This window comes from Actinomadura geliboluensis (assembly GCF_043197915.1).
In the GTDB taxonomy this organism is placed as follows: domain Bacteria; phylum Actinomycetota; class Actinomycetes; order Streptosporangiales; family Streptosporangiaceae; genus Spirillospora; species Spirillospora geliboluensis.
The window spans coordinates 333,139-351,365 of sequence record NZ_JBICUA010000009.1 but is presented as its reverse complement, the minus strand read 5'-3'; the positions used below and the strand labels follow the sequence as shown (position 1 = coordinate 351,365).

Below are 18,227 nucleotides of genomic sequence, written 5' to 3'. Positions count from 1 at the left end.
GATGACCGCAGGGGCGGGCCATCCGGCGGCCGGGGGTGGACACTGGGAGGTACCCGGCAGAAGGGGAGGCCACGTGTCCGAGGAGATCTGCTTCGCGCCCGCCCGCGAGCTGGCGCGCCGGATCCGCGCCCGCGAGCTGTCCGCGCGGGAGGTCGTGCAGGCCCATCTCGACCAGATCGAGCGGATCGATCCGCAGGTCAACGCCATCGTCACGCTGGTCGCCGAGCGGGCGATGGAGCAGGCGCTGGACGCCGACGAACGGCTCGCCGCCGGGGCGCCGCCCGGCCCCCTGCACGGCCTGCCCGTCGCCCACAAGGACACGCACGCCACCGCCGGCGTCCGCACCACCTCCGGGTCGCCGATCTTCGCCGACCACGTGCCCGACCGGGACGAGCTGGTCGTCGAGCGGATGCGGGCCGCCGGCGCCATCACGCTCGGCAAGACGAACGTCCCGGAGTTCGCCGCCGGGTCGCACACCTTCAACCCGCTCTTCGGCCTCACCCGCAACCCCTACGACCTCTCCCGGTCGGCGGGCGGCAGCAGCGGCGGCGCGGCGGCGGCGCTCGCGTGCGGGATGCATCCGCTCGCCGACGGCAGCGACATGGGCGGCTCGCTGCGCAACCCCGCCTCGTTCTGCAACGTCGTCGGGTTCCGCCCGTCGCCCGGGCGGGTGCCGTCGTGGCCGGTGCCGGCGGGCTGGTCGACGATGAGCGTGCAGGGCCCGATGGCCCGCGAGGTCGCGGACGCGGCGCTGCTGCTGTCGGTGCTCGCCGGCCCCGACCCGCGCAGCCCCATCGCGCTGGACACGCCCGGCTCGGCGTTCGCCGGGCCGCTCGACCGCGACCCCGCCGGACTCCGCGTCGCCTGGTCCCCCGACCTCGGCGGGACGGTCCCCGTCGACCCCGCCGTCACCGCCGTCCTCGAACCCGCCGTGAAGGTGTTCGAGGAGCTGGGCTGCGCCGTCGAGGAGGCATGCCCCGACCTCTCCGGCGCCGACGAGGTGTTCCGGACGCTGCGGGCCTGGCACTGGGACATCGCCCTGCGCCCCCTGCTGGACGAGCGGCCCGGCGACTTCAAGCCGTCCCTCGCGGCGAACATCGAGGCCGGGCGGTCCCTCACCGGCGCCGACCTCGGACGCGCCGAGATCCTGCACACCGCGCTGTTCCACCGCGTCCGCGAGTTCTTCGAGCGCTACGACGCGCTGCTCCTGCCGGTCAGCCAGGTCCCGCCGTTCGACGCGGACCTGGAGTACCCGGACGAGGTCGCGGGGCGGGCGATGCCCGACTACCTGGAGTGGATGCGCTCCTGCTTCCTCGTCTCCGCGACCGGCTGCCCCGCGCTGTCGGTGCCCGCCGGGTTCACCTCCGCCGGGCCCGGCGGGCTGCCGGTCGGGCTGCCGGTCGGGCTGCAGATCGTCGGCCCGCACCGCGCCGACCTCGACGTCCTGCGGCTCGGGCACGCATTCGAGCAGGCGACGGGGCACGCCGCGCGCCGCCCGCCGCTCGCGTAGCGGCTACGGCCGGTCCAGCGGGATCCGCAGCACGAACCGGGCGCCCTGGTCGCTGTCGGCGGCGACGAGCGTGCCGCCGTGCGCGCGGGCGATGTCGCGGGAGATCGTCAGGCCGAGCCCGGTACCGCTGGCGTCCCGCGCCCGGGCCTCGGGGAGCCGCTGGAAGCGGCGGAAGATCCGCTCGCGGTCGGCCGGGGGGATGCCCGCGCCGTCGTCGCGGACCTCCAGCACGGCGTCCGGCCCGTCCGCCGCCACCGTCACCCACACCCGCGACCGCGCGTGCCGCTCGGCGTTGTCGAGCAGGTTCGTCAGCACCCGGACCAGGTGGTGCGGGGCGGCCGGCACCACGACGCCCTCTTCGGTGTCGATCTCCACCGGGATCCGCCGCGACCGCGCGGCCGCCTCGCCCCGCACCAGCGCGCCGAGGTCGACCCGCTCCCGCTCGACCTGCACGCCGGCGCCGAGCTTCGCCATGATGAGCAGGTCGCTGACGATCCCCTGCAGCCGGTCAGCGTCGCCGAGCGCCGCCCGCGCGACCGCGGGCCAGTCCTCGTCCTCGGGATGCTCCAGCGCGACCTCCAGCTGGGCGCGCAGCCCGGTCAGCGGGCTGCGCAGCTCGTGCGAGACGTCCGCGACGAACGCGCGCTGCCGGGCCATGACGTCCGCGAGCCGGTTCAGTGTCACGTTCACCGACTCCGCGAGGTCGGACACCTCGTCGTTCGGGCTCGGCACGCTGACCCGCCGGTCGTGCTCGCCACCGGTGATCTCCGCCAGCTCCGCGCTCATCACCCGCACCGGCCGCAGCGCCCGCCGCACCGCCAGCGACACGACCCAGCCGACCGCGCCGGTCGCGACGAGCACCGACAGCACGAGCAGCGCCGTGAACAGCCCCCGGTACCGGGTGAACTCGGTGATCGGCGCGCCGGCGTAGACGATCCGCTCGCCCTCGGGGGCCCGCACCCGCTCGGAGACGAAGTAGACACCGCCCTTGTCGGCCATCTGGACGGTGGTGTACTCGCGGCGGCCCGGCACCGGCGAGACCGGCAGCCGCAGCGGGCCGCGGCCCCGCAAGGACTCGCTCGCCGCGAGGACGCCGCCCTCGCCGCTCACGATCTGGAGCAGCGTGAAGTCGGGGTCGTTGACGTGCAGGATGCCGCGCGGGTCCGTCGTGCGCACGAGCGTGGCGAGGTCGGCGGCGACGAAGCCGCCCCGCTCGCGCAGCCCCTGGTACACCGTGTACCGCACGGCCTGGTAGAAGAGCAGGACGCCGGCGACCAGGAGCAGCCCCACGATGAGGGTGGCGACGGCGCTCACGCGGGTCCGCACGGACCAGCGCGACGGCGACAGCCAGCCCCCGAGTCTCCGCACCCGGCGCCCCTCCCCCTTGCGGCTCGTGGTCCGTGCCGGACCGCGAGCGGGGCCTGCCGGACCGCGGCCTGGCCGCCGTACGCGCCGCGTCCCGGCGCCGGGGGGGTGTGACGCAGAACAGGTTCTTACCTGGCCGGTCCGGGGCGAAACCTCGCCGCCCGGCGGGACCGGAACCTCACCGCGAAGCGGACCGGAACCCCCGCTGCCGAGCGAACCGGAGCCTCACCGCGGAGCGGGACCGGCGCCCGCGCGGACGGCGCCTCCCACCCCTGGGGAGCCGCCCGCGCGGGCACCGCCTTCGGTGCCGCCGGCCGCCCGTCGCGCCCGCCGAGGAGGATCGCGGGGGGCCGGGCCGTGCCGCCGACTGACCCCTACTCTGCACGCCTCCGGTGCACGCCGTGCTACATCGACGTGACGATCACGTTTCCGCACTTCCTGCTGGAAGGGGCCATAATCTTCCTCCGAACGGGGATGGAGGGTCCGGAGACACCTGAGGGAGCGAGGAAACCTGAGGGAGCCGGGTACACCCCATGGACGGAGACATCAGACCGCTCGAACCCGCCGACCCGCGCGAGGTCGCCGGGCATACGCTGCTCGGCAGGCTCGGCTCGGGCGGCATGGGGACGGTCTACCTCGGCGCCGACCCCGAGTCCGGGGGACGCGTCGCGGTGAAGACGATCCATCCGCATCTCGCCGTCGACCCCGTCCACCGACGCAGGTTCAAGGACGAGGCGTACCTCGCGAGCCGGGTCGCGTCGTTCTGCACCGCGCGCGTCCTCGCGCACGGTGAGGAGGACGGGCGGCCCTACCTCGTCACCGACTACGTCGGCGGCGTCTCGCTGCACGACCGGCTCGTCCATGACGGGCCGCTGCCGCCCGCCGACCTGCACGGCGTCGCCGTCGGCGTCGCGTCCGCGCTCGCCGCGATCCACGCCGCCGGGCTCGTGCACCGCGACCTCAAGCCCGCCAACGTGATGCTGACGCTGTCCGGCTGCCGCGTCATCGACTTCGGCATCGCCAGCGAACCGGACTCCGCGGCCGCGGCCGGGCCGTCCGGGCAGGTCCTCGGCACCCCCGGCTGGATGGCGCCCGAGGTGCTCGTCGGCGGGCCCGCGACCCCGGCCGCCGACATCTTCGCCTGGGGCTGCCTCATCGCGCACGCCGGGACGGGCCAGATGCCGATCGGCGGCGACCCCGCGACGCTGCGCACCGGGGAACCCGACCTGGACGGGCTGCCGGAGCCGCTCGTCCCAGCCGTCCGGGCCGCGCTCGCCCCCGACCCCGCCGCCCGTCCCACGGCGTCCGACCTGCTGCTCGCGCTCGTCGAGCAGCCGCAGGCGCAGCCGCACGTCGGCGGCTGGCCGGACGCGGGCCCGCCGCGGCCGCGCCGCACGCCGGCCCCGACGAGCCGGCCCCGCCCGGCGGACCGGGCGGGGGCCGACACGAGGGCGTTCACGCCGCCCGGCATGGACGGCACCGCCTCGTCCACCCGGACCCGGTTCCTGGCGGGCGTCGGCGCCGCCGCCGGGACCGTCCTGGTCGGCGCCATCATCGCGGGGCTCGCGCAGGGCCGGGGGGACGCCCCGGCCGCCCCGTCCGCCCACATCCGGTCGACACCGACGGCGTCGGTCATGCCGACGAGGGCGCACAGGGCGAAGCACAAAGCGCGGCACGCCGGGCACAAAGGCAGGCACAAGCGCGGCTGAGCCGTCGGGTGCTTCGTCAGATGCGCTGTCAGGTGCGCCAGATCAGGACGAGCGCGCAGTCGTCGTCGCGGGCCGCCGCCATCGTCTCGACCAGTTCCCGCGCGCCGCTGCCGAACCCCTGCGGGACGAGCCGCTCCGCCTCGCCGAGCAGCCGGTCGATACCGGCGTCCAGGTCGCTGCCGGGCGACTCCACCAGTCCGTCGGTATAGAGGAGGAGCGCGTCGCCCGGCCGAAGCGTGCCCCGCTCGGGGACGCAGTTCAGGTCGGGCACCACGCCGAGCACGACGCCTTTGGCGGAGCTGACCCGCCATTCGCCGCGGCTCGCGTCGAACTGCACGGCGGGCGGGTGCCCCGCCGACTCGACCGTGTACTCCCCCGACTTCAGGTCGACGACGACGTGCACGGCCGTGACGAAGCCCTCGTCCCAGCGCTGCCGCTGCAGGTAGGCGTTGCAGGCGGGCAGGAAGCGGTCGGTCTGGACCGATCCAAGCAGCCCGCCGAACGCGCCCGACAGCATCAGCGCCCGGGTCCCCGCGTCGGTGCCCTTCCCCGACACGTCGACGAGCGCCACCTCCAGCCTGCCGTCGTCGCAGGACGAGACGACGAAGTCGCCGCCGAACGACGACCCGCCGGCCTGAAGCATCACGACCTGCGAGGACCAGCCGTCCGGCAACTCGGGCATCTCGCCCTGCCGCCGCAGCCGGTCGCGCAGCTCCAGCAGCATCGAGTCGCCGCGCAGGCCCTGCACGCCGAGCTGCTGCCGCGTCCGGGCCAGGGTGAGCGCGAGCACCGCCGTGATGGTCAGCGTGGCGATCATGCCGGGGCCGATGGCGGCCACGTCCTGCCAGGCGTTGTAGGTCACCATGGCGACGACGACGCCGAGCAGCGCCAGCAGGCTGCGCACCTTCAGCAGCAGTCCGCCGCCGAGCACGATCAGCACCAGCGCGCCGGACGGGGCCAGCCCGCGCGAGTCACTCGTGGTGGCGAGCCCGATCGCGATCGCACCGGCCGCGAGCACGGCGAAGACGTACCGCTCCCGGGTCAGCTTGCCCTGCCGGGCCCACCGGTACAGCGCCACGAGCAGGGGGATCCGCCGCAGGACGGCGCGCACCCGCGGCGGTAGCAGCTGCACCAGTCGTTGAAGCATGACTCCGGCACTGTATCGAGCAATCACCCCGGACGGTCGGTATCCGGGCCACCGGTGACTCCTTGTAACGGTCCAGGACGGTTTTATCTGGGTATGTGTCACCGCGGGGACACATGATGTCCCGGTGAAGGCAGAGCCCCGGTGAGGGGCGGAGCTGCGGCGAGAGGAGCGGGCGCATGGTCCAGCCCGGCATGCGGATCACGGTCGACGCGGCGATGCGCGCGCGGGACGTCTCGCGCCCCCGCCCCGAGGGCGCCGAACCGCCGCCCGCGGCGGCCGGGCCGGGCCCCGGCAAGCCCGCCGAGCCCGCCCGGCGCACCAAGGCCGCCAAGAACGAACGGCGCCGCCAGGGCAAGCGCGGCGCCGCCGGCCGCCGCCCACCCGAGAACGCCCGCTGACCCCCAACACCCCGGCCCCGCGCAGGACACCGCACCCCGCTCTCACAGCGCCCAGGTCCAACTCACACGCCCAGCGTCAGCTCACGCGCAGGGCACGCGGGGGTTAGCTTTCGCGTGGGAGTGGGGGGAGTTCGCCCGTGTGCTCGTAGGCGCCGAGCATTCTGATGCGGCGGGTGTGGCGCGGCTCCTTGGAGTAGGCCGTGCCGAGGAACAGCTCGACGAACCGGGTCGCGGTGGCCAGGTCGTGCTGGCGGGCGCCCAGCGCGATGACGTTGGCGTCGTTGTGCTCGCGGGCGAGCGTCGCGGTGTCCTCGCTCCACACCAGCGCGGCGCGGACGCCCTTGACCTTGTTGGCCGCGATCGCCTCGCCGTTGCCGGAGCCGCCGATGACGATGCCGAGCGTCCCCGGCTCCGCGACCGTCCGCTCGGCGGCGCGCAGGACGAACGGCGGGTAGTCGTCCACGGCGTCGTACACGAACGCGCCGCAGTCGACGGCCTCGTGCCCGTTCTGCTTCAGCCAGGAGACGAGGTGCTCCTTCAGCTCGAAGCCGGCATGGTCGGATCCAAGAAACACGCGCATGCGGGAATTCTCGCAGGCCGCCGCGCGGTGCCCGCGCGCGGGTCGGGCCGCCGGGTCAGGAGTCGCCGCTCTCCCGCTTGCGGTCGACGATCGTCCGGTCGGCGAGGTTCAGGTCGTCGGAGTCGGCCGCGTTCTCGGGCGTGTCCTCGGGCGTGTCCGTGGCCGCGTCCTTGGGCGTGTCCTGCTCGGGCTCGGCCGGTTCCTCGGCGGGCGCCGGAGGCGTCGGCTCCATCGGGGCGGCCTGCTCGGCCTGCGGCGCGGACGGCTGCTGCGGGACGGACGGCTGCTGCGGGACGGACGGCTGCTGCGGAGCGGGCGGTTGCTGAGGGACCGGCGCCGCCCCATACGGCGGCTGCGGGGGCTGCTGCTGCGGCGGGTACTGCTGCATCGGCTGCTGCGGGACGCCGCCCCAGGGCTGCTGCGGCTGCCCCTGCGGCGGGACGTACGGGGCCTGCTGCTGCATGGGCTGCATGGGTTGCATCGGCTGCTGCGGCTGCATCGGCTGCTGCATGGGCGGCATCGGCTGGCCGTAGGGCTGCTGTGCGTACGGGCCGGGCTGGGGCTGCTGCGCGTACGGGCCGCCGGGCTGCTGCCGCGCCCCCGCGCCGCGTCCGCGCGACATGAGGAAGCCCAGCAGCATGCCGAGCCCGGCGAGCCAGCCGTACCCGAACCCGAAGGACGCGCCGTGCGTCACCGAGGTGAACACGTTGGGCCCGGCGCCGTCCGGCATGTCGAGCGCCCAGTTGATCAGCGCTCCGTCGAACAGCCCGGCCACGCCGCCCGCGACGACCGTCGCCCACCAGCCGGTCAGGACCGCGCCGAGCGCGCCGCGCTCCGGGTCGACGGCGCGGGCGCCCGCCGCGGCGAGCAGGATCAGCAGGACGAAGAACAGGATCGTGCCGAGGTCGATCGCCACGAGGAACTTCCAGGTGGCGTCCCCGGCGGTCAGCCGCCAGCTCGGATACAGCAGCCAGTACAGCGGCGGCGCGAAGCCCTCGTCGTAGTGGATCCCCGACTCGTTGATCGCCTCGACCACCCACTGGTTGCCGAGGAGGATCGAGATGAGCGCGATGGGAACCACCGCGCCGCCCGCCATGACCAGCATCCGCCGCATCGTCATGGCGGGCTAGGTTAGTGCCGATCGGGTCCGGGCGGTAGGCCCGGCGTCACCCCGCGTAGGCGCCCGGCGCCTCGCCGGGGAAGCGGAAGCCGGGGTCGACCTGCGCTTCGAGGTCCTCCCCGGCCGCGCGGCTGGCCCAGCTCCGCGCGTTCTTCACGTGGAACTCGATGCCCTGGCGGCGGAACTTCTCCCAGTCCTTGACGCGGCCGTCGACCTCGGCGCGCATGCGGTCGAGCGCGGCGGTGTTGCCGTCCTCCAGCGCGACGCCGTGCCGACCCTGCTCCAGCGCCCGGACGGCGGCGGACTGGCCGAGCCACGTCAGCAGGTCGTCGCCGACGTGCTCGCGCAGGTAGGCGACGTCGTCCTCGGACTGGACCTTGTTGCCGACGACGCGGATGGCGACGTCGTAGTCGCGGGCGTACTCGGTGTACTGCCGGTAGACGCCGACGCCCTTGCGGGTGGGCTCGGCGACCAGGAACATCAGGTCGAACCGCGTGAACAGCCCGGACGCGAACGTGTCGGCGCCGGCGGTCATGTCGACGACGACGTACTCGCCCGGCCCGTCGACGAGGTGGTTGAGGTAGAGCTCCACGGCGCCGGTCTTGGAGTGGTAGCAGGCCACGCCGAGGTCGTCGTCGTTGAACGGGCCGGTGGCGAGCAGCGTGACGCCGTCCACCTCCTGCCCGGCCTCGTGGATCGGGTCGTCGCCGCGGAACCGCAGCAGCCGCGACCCGGCGCCCGGCGGGGTCGTCTTGGCCATCGCGGCGGTGGAGGAGATGCGCGGGTTGCCGCCGCGCAGATGCTCCTTGATCTCGGTGAGCCGGTCGCCGAGCGCCGGGATCTTGGCGGCGCGGGCCTCGTCCAGGCCGAGCGCGACGCCGAGGTGCTGGTTGATGTCGGCGTCGATGGCCACCACCGGCAGCCCGCGGCCGGCGAGGTGCCGGACGAACAGCGACGACAGGGTCGTCTTGCCGCTGCCGCCCTTGCCGACGAACGCAACCTTCACGAATGCCTCATTTCGGGTATGAAAACCGTTACCAGTGTCGAGACAGTCGAGTCTTGCGAACGACGGGCGGCGAGGCAAGCGGAACGGCCGAACAGGCCGTAACCCGTTAGTCACTGTGAGGGGACGCCCCCGCACGACGCTGACCGCCGCCCTCCGCTCCGCTGGAGCTCCGCTCCAGGCGCCGGTCAGCGGAGCGCGGCGGCCGGGTCGAAGCCGAAGGGGAGTTCGAGGCGGTGCGCGGCGAGCACGTCCGCGTCCGTGAGGAGGTCGCGGGTGGGGCGGTCGGCGGCGATGACGCCGCCGGACAGGATCACCGAGCGCGGGCACAGCTCCGCCGCGTACGGCAGGTCGTGCGTGACCATCAGGACCGTCACGTCCAGGCTCAGCAGGATCTCGGCCAGCTCCCGGCGGCTCGCCGGGTCCAGGTTCGAGGACGGCTCGTCCAGCACCAGGATCTCCGGCTCCATCGCCAGCACGGTCGCGACGGCGACGCGGCGGCGCTGCCCGAAGCTGAGGTGCTGCGGCGGCCGGTCGGCGGCGTGCGCCATGCCGACGCGCTCCAGGGCGGCCGTGACGCGGCGGTCCAGCTCCGCGCCGCGCATGCCGAGGTTGGCGGGCCCGAACGCGACGTCCTCCCGGACGGTCGGCATGAACAGCTGGTCGTCGGGGTCCTGGAAGACGATGCCGACGCGGCGGCGGATCTCCCGCAGCGCCTTCTTGTCCTTCGGGTCGACCGCGAGGCCGCCGACCCTGACCTCGCCCAGGCCGCCATGCAGGATGCCGTTGAGGTGCAGGACGAGCGTGGTCTTCCCGGCGCCGTTCGGCCCGAGCAGCGCGACGCGCTCGCCGCGCCCGATCGTCAGGTCGACGCCGAACAGGGCCTGCGTGCCGTCGGGGTACGCGTACGCCAGGCCCTTCACCTCGAGGGACGGGGTCATGGCACCATCCAAGCAGCCAGCGCGACGAGCCCCGCGGCCAGCGGCAGCGCGGCGGCGGCCGTCCACTGCGCGGCGGTCGCGCCGACGTCGTGCAGGACGGGCATCCGGCCGTCGTAGCCGCGGCTCAGCATGGCCAGGTGGACGCGCTCGCCCCGCTCGTAGGAGCGCAGGAACAGCGCGCCCACCGACTTGGCGAGCACGCCCGTCGCGCGGATGTCGCGCGCCTCGAAGCCGCGCGACGCACGCGCCGTCCTCATCCGGCCCAGTTCGGCGGTGACGACGTCGCCGTAGCGCAGCATGAACGTGGCGATCTGCGTGATGAGCTGCGGCATGCGCAGCCGCTCGATGCCGAGCAGCAGCAGCCTCGGCTCTGTGGTCGCGGCCAGCAGGATCGACGCGACGACACCGAGGGTGCCCTTGGCGAGGATGTTCCAGGCCCCCCACAGCCCGCTCTCACTCAGCCGCAGCCCCAGCACGGCGACCTTCTCGCCCTCCGCGACGAACGGCATGAGGAAGGCGAACGCGACGAACGGCACCTCGATGACGACGCGCCGCGCCACCGTCCGGAACGGTACGCGGGCGGCGGCGGCCACGGCGGCGAGCAGCAGCGCGTAGACGCCGAACGCCCAGATCCGCTCGCGCGGCGTGGCGACGACGAGCAGCACGAACGCCAGGACGGCGACGAGCTTGCACTGCGGCGGCAGCCGGTGCACCGGCGACGCGCCCGGCAGGTAGAGCCGGTGCGCGTGCCCGGCCCCCATCAGCCCTTCCGCGCCGGCTCGGACGGCGCCGTCCCGTCCTGCGCGGCGTCCTGCCCGGCGTCCTGCGCGGCGTCCGTGCCGCGCCGCCGGACGGCCCAGAACAGCCCGCCGCCGACGAGCAGGACGGCGCCGACGCCGACCACCCCGGACAGCCCGCCGGACAGCCGGGCGTTCTCGATGCCCTTCACCCCGTAGTCGCCGAACGGGGAGTCCTTGAGCGAGTGGTCCTTCTCCTTGGCGCTGATGCCCTTGTCCTCGGCGACCTTCTCCAGGCCGTCGGGGCTGGACGAGGCGTAGTAGCTCACAATGCCCGCGAGGACGAGCGAGACGAGCAGGAACCCGGCGAAGAAGCGCTTGGTGGTCATGTGAGGTCCCCTCTCAGGCGCGGGACGGCTCGGCCGGGCCGTCCGCCCCCTGCTCGGCGCCGGTGCGCAGTTCCAGCGGCTTCAGCAGCCCGCGCGCCCCGTACACGAGGTCGGGGCGGACGGCGAGCACGCTCGACAGGGTCACCGCGGTGATCAGCGCCTCGCCGATGCCGATGAGCACGTGCACGCCGATCATCGCGGTGGCGACCTTGCCGATCGACACGTCCGCCGTCCCGCCGACCGCGTAGACGGCGGTGAAGGCGATGGCGGCGGCGGGCACGGACACGACGGCGGCGACGAACGCCGACGCCGACACCGACGCCCGCGACTTGGGCAGCACCCGCAGCAGGAGCCGGAACAGCCCGTACCCCACGAGGACCGTGACGAGCGCCATCGTGGTGATGTTGGTGCCGAGCGCGGTGAGGCCGCCGTCCGCGAACAGCAGCGCCTGCATCAGCAGGACGACCGAGACGCACAGCACCCCGGTGTAGGGCCCGACGAGGATCGCCGCGAGCGTGCCGCCGAGCAGGTGCCCGCTCGTCCCGGACGCGACCGGGAAGTTGAGCATCTGCGCCGCGAACACGAACGCGGCGGTCAGGCCGGCGAGCGGCGCGGTCCGGTCGTCCAGTTCCCGCCGGGCGCCGCGCAGCGCCACCGCGACCCCGGCCACGGCGACCGCGGCCGTCGCGACGGACACCGGAGCATCGATGAATCCGTCCGGTACGTGCACGTCTCCCACCGTCCTACCTGTTGCGAGCGATAGGCCCAGTTTGACGGCACACACCTAGTAGTTGCAATACGGTCGCAATAGCAAGACGGCTGTCACTCGCGGGCCACCCGGCCGGGCCCCGCCCCGCTCAGGCGGAGCCCGGCCCGGTCGAAACCCGGCTCAGTCGAAGCTGGGCTCGCGGGTCCGCGTGCGCTTGAGCTCGAAGAACCCGTCGGTGGACGCCACGGCCCGCACACCGTCCCAGAGCTTCACGGCGGCCTCGCCGCGCGGGATGGGCGTGACCACGGGGCCGAAGAAGGCGCTGCCCTCGACCTCGATGACCGGGGTGCCGACCTCCTGGCCGACGCGGTCGATGCCGTCCTGGTGAGACGCCCGCAGCGCCTCGTCGTAGGCGGTGGAGTCGGCGGCGTCCGCGAGCGACGGGTCCAGTCCGGCGGCGGTCAGCGCGGCCTCGGCGAAGGCCCGGTCCAGCTTCTGCTTCTCGTGGTGGCGGCGCGTGCCCATCTCGGTGTAGAGGCGGCCGAGCACCTCCGACCCGTACTTCTGCTCGGCGGCGATGCACACCCGCACCGGGCCCCACGCGTCGGCGAGCATCCGCCGGTAGTCGTCCGGGATGTCCTTGTCCTCGTTCAGGACGGCCAGGCTCATCACGTGCCAGCGCACCTGGATCGGGCGCAGCTTCTCCACTTCCAGGATCCAGCGGGACGTGATCCACGCCCAGGGGCACAGCGGGTCGAACCAGAAGTCCACCGGGGTGGGCGAGTTTTCAGTCAACGTCGTCTCCTAGGGCGTGAAAAGAGCTGCTTTACGCGACAACCAGGGCGTCCCCGTCCCGATTCCCGGCTGGGGGAGGCTATCCAAGCCCGCCTCTCGGCCGTGGCGGGCGGACCGGGACGCCGTCCGGTTGGTAGACATGACTTCACCAAGCGATTAAGCCGACCAAGGAGTACATGTGGCAGGCAACCTCACGCGCGACGAGGCGCGGGAACGGGCCCGGCTGCTCACCGTCGAGTCGTACACGGTGGAACTGGACCTCACGACGGGCGCGGAGCGGTTCGCGTCCACCACTGTGGTCAGGTTCGGCAGCGCCGAGACGGGCGCGTCCACGTTCATCGACCTGCACGGCGCCGTCGTGCGGGAGGTCACCCTCAACGGCAAGGCCCTCGACCCCTCGTCCTATGACGCCGAGAAGGGGCGCGTCCCGCTGCCCGGCCTCGCCGCGGAGAACGAGCTGCGCGTCGTGGCCGACTGCGAGTACTCGCGGTCGGGCGAGGGGCTGCACCGGTTCGTCGACCCGGTGGACGACGGCGTGTACCTCTACAGCCAGTTCGAGACCGCCGACGCGCACCGCATGTTCACCTGCTTCGACCAGCCCGACCTCAAGGCCACCTTCGAGCTGACCGTGAAGGCGCCGCAGGACTGGGTGGTCGTCACCAACGAGCCCCCACAGACCACCGGGGGGTCTGGGGGGTCGTCCCCCCAGAACGACGCCGAGTCGGCGGAGGGCGGCACGTGGCACTTCCTGCCGACGCCGCAGATCTCCACCTACATCACCGCGCTCATCGCCGGGCCGTACCACGTCGTCCGCGACGAGTACCGCCGCGAGGACGGCACCGTCATCCCCCTCGGCGTGTACTGCCGGGCGTCGCTGGCCGAGCACCTGGACGCCCCCGCCATCGTGGACGTGACCCGCCAGGGCTTCGCCTACTTCGAGAAGGTCTTCGGCCGCCCCTACCCGTTCACCAAGTACGACCAGCTGTTCGTCCCCGAGTTCAACGCGGGCGCGATGGAGAACGCGGGCGCCGTGACGTTCCTGGAGGACTACGTCTTCCGGTCGCGGGTCACCGACGCCGCCTACGAGCGCCGCGCCGAGACGATCCTGCACGAGATGGCGCACATGTGGTTCGGCGACCTCGTCACCATGCGCTGGTGGGACGACCTGTGGCTGAACGAGTCGTTCGCCACGTACATGAGCGTCCTGTGCCAGGCCGAGGCCACCAAGTGGACGGGCTCGTGGACGACGTTCGCGAACCTGGAGAAGGCGTGGGCGTACCGGCAGGACCAGCTGCCGTCCACGCACCCGATCTCCGCCGACATCCCCGACATCCGGGCGGTGGAGGTCAACTTCGACGGCATCACCTACGCCAAGGGCGCGTCCGTCCTGAAGCAGCTCGTGGCCTATGTCGGCCTCGACAACTTCCTGGAGGGCGTCCGGCGGTACTTCGACCGGCACGCGTGGGGCAACACCGTCCTGACGGACCTGCTGGGCGCGCTTGAGGAGACCTCCGGCCGCGACCTCGCCTCCTGGTCGAAGGAGTGGCTGGAGACGGCCGGCGTCAACACGATGCGGCCCGAGTACGAGCTGGACGGCGACGGCGACTTCACGTCCTTCACCGTCCTGCAGGAGGCCAAGGCCGACTACCCGACGCTGCGTTCGCACCGGCTCGCGATCGGGCTGTACGACCTGACCGCCGACGGCCTCGTCCGGCGCGAGCGGGTCGAGCTGGACGTGGTCGGCGCCCGCACCGACGTCCCGCAGCTCGTCGGCAAGAAGCGGCCCGACCTCGTCCTCGTCAACGACGACGACCTCACCTACGCCAAGATCCGGCTGGACGAGCACTCGCAGAAGACGCTCATCGAGCACATCGGCGACATCAAGGAGAGCCTGCCGCGCGCGCTGTGCTGGTCGGCGGCGTGGGACATGACCCGCGACGCCGAGATGGCCACCCGCGACTACGTCCGGCTCGTCGCCAAGGGCATCCGCGGCGTCACCGACATCTCGGTCACGCAGACGCTGCTGCGGCAGGCGCGCACCGCCGTCCAGCAGTACGCCGACCCGGCGTGGCGCAAGGAGGGCCTCGCCCTGCTCGCCGGCACGCTCGCCGACCTGGCGCGCGAGGCCGAGCCCGGCTCGGACCTCCAGCTCGCCTACACGCAGGCGTTCACCGCGTCGGCGGTGTCCGACGAGCACCTGGCGTTCGTCCAGGGCCTGCTGGACGGCTCGCAGACGCTCGTCGGCCTCACGGTCGACACCGACCTGCGCTGGGCGCTGCTGCGCCGCCTCGTGGTCACCGGGCGGGCGGGCGAGGCGGAGATCGACGCCGAGCACGAGCGGGACCGCACCGCCGCGGGCGAGCGGCACGCCGCCGCCTGCAAGGCCGCGATCCCGACCGCGGCGGCGAAGGCGTCCGCGTGGGAGCGGATCGTGTCGGGCGAGCTGCCCAACGCCGTCTACCGGTCGACGCTCGGCGGGTTCGTCGAGCCGGACCAGGCCGAGCTGCTCCTGCCCTACGTCGACCGGTACTTCGCCGAGGTCGGCCGGGTGTGGAAGGAGTGGACGAGCGACATGTCGCAGACGTTCGCCGAGGTCGCCTACCCGTTCCTGGTGATCGAGCAGTCCACCGTCGACCGGACCGAGGCGTACATCGCCGAGCAGGACCCGCCGGCGGCCCTCGCCCGGCTGCTGTCGGAGGGCCGCGACGGCGTCGCCCGCGCGCTGCGCGCCCGCGCGAAGGACGCGGCGTCCGCCTGAGCCCGTCCGCCCGAGGCTGTCCACCCGCCCCGTGACCGTGGGATCGTTGCACGGTCACGGGGCGGGGGCTTATGGGGCTGGAGGACGGTCGGATGGAGACGGCTCGGGACGTGCTGGCGGCGCTCGCGCGGCGCCACGCGTTCGGCGATCTGGAGGCGCTGGTCACGCAGGGCGGGCCGGCGGCGGGCGGCGGCTCGGCGGCGGTCGCGGCGCTGTGCGCGTTCGGGCAGCGCGTCCTCGACCTGGACGCCGAGGACTTCGGCATGCCGGAGGCGGCCGGCGAGGTCCCGGCCGACCTGCTGGACCGGGCCCGCGCCAGCCGGATGCCGCAGACGCCCCGGGAGCGCCCGCGCGGCGCCCTCGCGAGCCTGCGCCCCGCGTACTCCCTCCTGCTGGAGGTCATCGAGGTCCGGTGGCGGCGCCGCGACATGGCCGCGCTGGTCGCCGCCGTCCACATCGCCGCCGAGTACCTGCCGATGCTGGCCTGGGAGCCCGTCCTCGGCCACGCCGGCGACCCGGCGCTCATCGGCGCCTCGGTGAGCGGCGACGGGAGCCGGTTCGGGGTGCCGGTGGAGCCGGGCTCACCGCGGATGTGCGACCACACCCGGCCGGAGCGCTCCGCCTGCGAGCGGACGCTCCGCGTCGCGAAGGAGCCGGGGCCGGGCTGGCGCGCCTACCTCGACCGGCAGCACAGCCAGGTGGCGTCCGCGCTGGGCGACTGCGCGGCCCGCTGCCGGACGCCCTGCTCGGTCATGACGCGCCTGGACGACGCCGTCCGCGCCGACCTGACCGACCGGTGCACGCTCGCCGTGGAGTTCACCGACGGGGCGCTCGTGAAGCTCCGCCATGCCGCGCCGGTCGGCCACGGGTTCGGCGTCCCGTCCCCGGAGGAGGTGCAGGCGGCGTGGACGCGCGCGCGCAAGTCGCTGTCACGCCTGCCGCTGGGCCACAAGGCGCTGGCGGACGCCGACGGCTCCTACCCCCTGCGCGGCCTGCCCGAGCTGTTCTCCGCCATCGCCGCGGCCGATCTGCGTCCCGACACGCTCCTTCAGGACGTGGCGAAGCGCATCGAGTCGGCGCTCTCCTGAAGGTCCTCCAGCAGGATGGGCAGGCCGTCGGCGCCGGCCAGCGGAACACGCCAGTTGGGGTACTCGTCGGTGGTGCCCGGCTGGTTCTGGGTGCGGCGCTCGCCGACGACGTCCGCCAGCGCCACACCCCTGAGGCGGGCCGGGGTGCGGGCCAGGAAGGCGTGCAGGGCGTCCACGATCTGCTGGTCGTAGGTGGTCGCGCCATCCGCGAGGGCCTGCATGACCTCGGCGGCGGGCGCGGGCAGCAGGCCCTCCTCGTGGAGGAGCGCCAGCCAGTCGCCGAGCTGGCGGCGGTGGTCGGCCTCCTCGTCGGCGCGGGGCCGCGTCAGCAGGCCGAGGCGGTCGCGGAGCGCGATGTGGTCGCCGTGCACGAAGCCCGTGATGGGCGGCATGTCATGGGTGCCGACCGTGGCCAGGGACAGCTCGCGCCACTCGGCCGCGGGCTTGGGACGTCCCGCGGCGTCGCGCTCGAACCAGAGGAGCGACGTGCCGAGCATGCCGCGGTCGGCCAGGTCGTCCCGGAAGTCGGGTTCGACGGTGCCGAGGTCCTCGCCGACCACGACGGCGCCCGCCCGTTCGGCCTCCCAGGCCAGGCAGCCGAGGAGCGCGTCCCGGTCGTAGCGGACGTACGTCCCGTCGGCCGGTGAACCGCCTTCGGGCACCCACCACAGGCGCGACACCTGCATCGCGTGGTCGAGGCGCAGCCCGCCGCCGTGCCGGAACGCGGCGGCCAGCATCTCCCGGAACGGGGCGTAGGCGGCGCCCGCGAGGCGGTGCGGGTGCCAGGGCGGCTGGCCCCAGTCCTGGCCGCGCTGGTTGAACTCGTCCGGCGGCGCCCCGACGCTCATGCCGGGCGCGAACAGGTCGCGGTACATCCAGGTGTCGGCGCTGCCGTGCGCGACGCCGACCGCGAGATCGTGGACGATCCCGACCGGCATCCCGGCGTCGGAGGCGGCCCGCTGGACGGCCGCCAGCTGGCCGTCCAGCCGCCATTGCAGCCAGGCGTGGAAGTCGACGCGCGGGGCGAGCCGCGCCGCCTCGTCGGCGACGGCGCGGCCGCCGGCGTCGTGGAGGTCCGCGGGCCAGCGGCGCCAGTCCGGGCCGTGCCTCTCGGTGAGCGCGCACCAGGTCGCGAACGCGGTGAGGGCCCGGCCCTCGCGGGCGCGGAACGCGTCGTAGTCGCGCTGGGCCGCGGTGCCGCGCGGGACGCGGTGGAGCAGTTCGAGCGCCTGGAGCTTGGCCGACCAGACCGCGTCGCGGTCGAGGGCGCCGCCGGGGATGCGCAGCGGTTCGGCGAGCGCGCCCAGGCCCGCGCGGTCCTCGGGCGGCAGCGCCGCGTACTCGGGGAGGTCCTCGACGCGCAGGTACAGGGGGGAGGTGAAGCGGCGGCTCATCGGCGAGTAGGGGGACGCGCCGACCGGCGGGACGGGCTCGGCCGCGTGCAGCGGGTTGATCAGCGCGAACCCGGCGCCCCGCGCGCGGCCGCTCCACGCGGCGAGGTCGGCCAGGTCGCGCAGGTCGCCGATCCCCCAGGACGCGCGGGAGCGCACCGAGTACAGCTGGACGGTGAGCCCCCACACCCGGTCCGGGGTGCGCAGCCGGCGCGGCGCGACCAGCAGCGGCGCGCTTTCGGCCCCGGCGTGCAGCCGGTGCCAGCCGAGCGGCAGCCGCGCCGTGGGCGGGACGGTCTCGCCGGTCGCCAGCTCGACGCTCGCGCCCGGGAAGTCCGGCGGGCCGTCGCCGTGGCGGACGACCACGACCGGCGGCAGCGTCCGCGCGGGGGCCCGGACGCGTTCCAGCTCCGCCCTGGCGGCGCCCGGGGTGGAGGCGTCCACTCCGAGCGCCGCCAGGACGGCGACGAGCGTGTCCGGCGCGACCGCCGCCTCGCGGCCGCGCCAGTCGGCGTACCGCGTCGCGACGCCGTGGTGCCCGGCCAGCCTGATCAGTTCGTCGTCGCCCACGCCTGCACCATGCCCGG

General features: G+C 74.2%; 16 protein-coding genes. 5 read left to right on the top strand and 11 right to left on the bottom strand.

Annotation, left to right across the window (positions count from 1 at the left end; translation table 11 throughout):
- The first annotated feature begins 1 nt into the window (after position 1).
- Positions 2–1,510: an amidase gene (locus ACGFI1_RS28775; RefSeq protein ID WP_392789814.1), complete on the top strand. Its 1,509-nt coding sequence runs from the start codon at positions 2–4 to the stop codon at positions 1,508–1,510.
- Positions 1,511–1,513: 3 nt separating this feature from the next.
- On the opposite strand, the gene ACGFI1_RS28770 is transcribed toward ACGFI1_RS28775, so the two are convergent.
- Positions 1,514–2,878 (bottom strand): sensor histidine kinase, encoded by a 1,365-nt coding sequence (locus tag ACGFI1_RS28770; protein ID WP_392789641.1) that lies wholly within the window; start codon positions 2,876–2,878, stop codon positions 1,514–1,516.
- A 530-nt stretch (positions 2,879–3,408) separates the two neighbouring features.
- On the opposite strand from ACGFI1_RS28770, the gene ACGFI1_RS28765 reads away from it, so the two are divergent.
- Positions 3,409–4,584 (top strand): serine/threonine-protein kinase, encoded by a 1,176-nt coding sequence (locus ACGFI1_RS28765; RefSeq protein ID WP_392789638.1) that lies wholly within the window; start codon positions 3,409–3,411, stop codon positions 4,582–4,584.
- A gap of 28 nt (positions 4,585–4,612) precedes the next feature.
- Here the strand turns inward: ACGFI1_RS28765 and ACGFI1_RS28760 are convergent, their stop codons facing one another.
- Complete coding sequence (locus ACGFI1_RS28760; protein WP_138642336.1) at positions 4,613–5,731, bottom strand: PP2C family protein-serine/threonine phosphatase; 1,119 nt, start codon at positions 5,729–5,731, stop codon at positions 4,613–4,615.
- A 176-nt stretch (positions 5,732–5,907) separates the two neighbouring features.
- On the opposite strand from ACGFI1_RS28760, the gene ACGFI1_RS28755 reads away from it, so the two are divergent.
- Positions 5,908–6,129, top strand: a complete 222-nt coding sequence (locus ACGFI1_RS28755; RefSeq protein ID WP_387072887.1) for a hypothetical protein — start codon at positions 5,908–5,910, stop codon at positions 6,127–6,129.
- Between the two features lie 103 nt (positions 6,130–6,232).
- On the opposite strand, the gene ACGFI1_RS28750 is transcribed toward ACGFI1_RS28755, so the two are convergent.
- The 8 genes from ACGFI1_RS28750 to ACGFI1_RS28715 form a co-directional block, all read right to left on the bottom strand.
- The gene (locus tag ACGFI1_RS28750) at positions 6,233–6,709 is read right to left on the bottom strand and encodes a ribose-5-phosphate isomerase (protein ID WP_138635555.1); all 477 of its coding nucleotides are present in this window, start codon (positions 6,707–6,709) and stop codon (positions 6,233–6,235) included.
- A gap of 55 nt (positions 6,710–6,764) precedes the next feature.
- A complete protein-coding gene (locus ACGFI1_RS28745; RefSeq protein WP_392789635.1) occupies positions 6,765–7,829 on the bottom strand; it encodes a hypothetical protein in 1,065 nt (354 codons plus the stop codon).
- Between the two features lie 46 nt (positions 7,830–7,875).
- Positions 7,876–8,835 (bottom strand): ATP-binding protein, encoded by a 960-nt coding sequence (locus ACGFI1_RS28740; protein ID WP_392789633.1) that lies wholly within the window; start codon positions 8,833–8,835, stop codon positions 7,876–7,878.
- Positions 8,836–9,020: 185 nt separating this feature from the next.
- Complete coding sequence (locus ACGFI1_RS28735) at positions 9,021–9,773, bottom strand: energy-coupling factor ABC transporter ATP-binding protein (RefSeq protein WP_138635558.1); 753 nt, start codon at positions 9,771–9,773, stop codon at positions 9,021–9,023.
- Entirely contained in the window at positions 9,770–10,534 is a 765-nt protein-coding gene (gene cbiQ, locus ACGFI1_RS28730) for a cobalt ECF transporter T component CbiQ (RefSeq protein WP_364548581.1), read from the bottom strand. Before cbiQ ends, ACGFI1_RS28735 begins: the two co-directional genes overlap by 4 nt.
- The gene (locus tag ACGFI1_RS28725) at positions 10,534–10,899 is read right to left on the bottom strand and encodes a PDGLE domain-containing protein (protein WP_392733699.1); all 366 of its coding nucleotides are present in this window, start codon (positions 10,897–10,899) and stop codon (positions 10,534–10,536) included. Before ACGFI1_RS28725 ends, cbiQ begins: the two co-directional genes overlap by 1 nt.
- A 13-nt stretch (positions 10,900–10,912) precedes the next feature.
- Positions 10,913–11,629: an energy-coupling factor ABC transporter permease gene (locus ACGFI1_RS28720; RefSeq protein WP_392789630.1), complete on the bottom strand. Its 717-nt coding sequence runs from the start codon at positions 11,627–11,629 to the stop codon at positions 10,913–10,915.
- A 159-nt stretch (positions 11,630–11,788) separates the two neighbouring features.
- On the bottom strand, positions 11,789–12,403 hold the full coding sequence (locus ACGFI1_RS28715; RefSeq protein ID WP_386873877.1) for a mycothiol-dependent nitroreductase Rv2466c family protein: 615 nt from the start codon (positions 12,401–12,403) through the stop codon (positions 11,789–11,791).
- A 178-nt stretch (positions 12,404–12,581) separates the two neighbouring features.
- Here ACGFI1_RS28715 and pepN point away from each other — a divergent pair, with 178 nt between their 5' ends.
- Positions 12,582–15,161 (top strand): aminopeptidase N, encoded by a 2,580-nt coding sequence (gene pepN / locus ACGFI1_RS28710; protein WP_392789626.1) that lies wholly within the window; start codon positions 12,582–12,584, stop codon positions 15,159–15,161.
- 92 nt (positions 15,162–15,253) lie between these two features.
- On the top strand, positions 15,254–16,249 hold the full coding sequence (locus ACGFI1_RS28705; protein ID WP_392789624.1) for a hypothetical protein: 996 nt from the start codon (positions 15,254–15,256) through the stop codon (positions 16,247–16,249).
- Here ACGFI1_RS28705 and malQ read toward each other — a convergent pair.
- On the bottom strand, positions 16,210–18,210 hold the full coding sequence (gene malQ / locus ACGFI1_RS28700; protein WP_392789622.1) for a 4-alpha-glucanotransferase: 2,001 nt from the start codon (positions 18,208–18,210) through the stop codon (positions 16,210–16,212). The two genes, ACGFI1_RS28705 and malQ, sit on opposite strands and share 40 nt — an antisense overlap.
- Positions 18,211–18,227 lie beyond the last annotated feature (17 nt).

Bases quoted from the DNA above. Each gene is read 5' to 3' on its own strand.
- ACGFI1_RS28705 (WP_392789624.1), top strand. From the start codon at position 15,254: ATGGAGACGGCTCGGGACGTGCTGGCGGCGCTCGCGCGGCGCCACGCG.
- ACGFI1_RS28765 (WP_392789638.1), top strand. From the start codon at position 3,409: ATGGACGGAGACATCAGACCGCTCGAACCCGCCGACCCGCGCGAGGTC.
- ACGFI1_RS28725 (WP_392733699.1), bottom strand. From the start codon at position 10,899: ATGACCACCAAGCGCTTCTTCGCCGGGTTCCTGCTCGTCTCGCTCGTC.
- ACGFI1_RS28750 (WP_138635555.1), bottom strand. From the start codon at position 6,709: ATGCGCGTGTTTCTTGGATCCGACCATGCCGGCTTCGAGCTGAAGGAG.
- ACGFI1_RS28775 (WP_392789814.1), top strand. From the start codon at position 2: ATGACCGCAGGGGCGGGCCATCCGGCGGCCGGGGGTGGACACTGGGAG.
- ACGFI1_RS28735 (WP_138635558.1), bottom strand. From the start codon at position 9,773: ATGACCCCGTCCCTCGAGGTGAAGGGCCTGGCGTACGCGTACCCCGAC.
- ACGFI1_RS28745 (WP_392789635.1), bottom strand. From the start codon at position 7,829: ATGACGATGCGGCGGATGCTGGTCATGGCGGGCGGCGCGGTGGTTCCC.
- ACGFI1_RS28760 (WP_138642336.1), bottom strand. From the start codon at position 5,731: ATGCTTCAACGACTGGTGCAGCTGCTACCGCCGCGGGTGCGCGCCGTC.
- ACGFI1_RS28755 (WP_387072887.1), top strand. From the start codon at position 5,908: ATGGTCCAGCCCGGCATGCGGATCACGGTCGACGCGGCGATGCGCGCG.
- cbiQ (WP_364548581.1), bottom strand. From the start codon at position 10,534: ATGGGGGCCGGGCACGCGCACCGGCTCTACCTGCCGGGCGCGTCGCCG.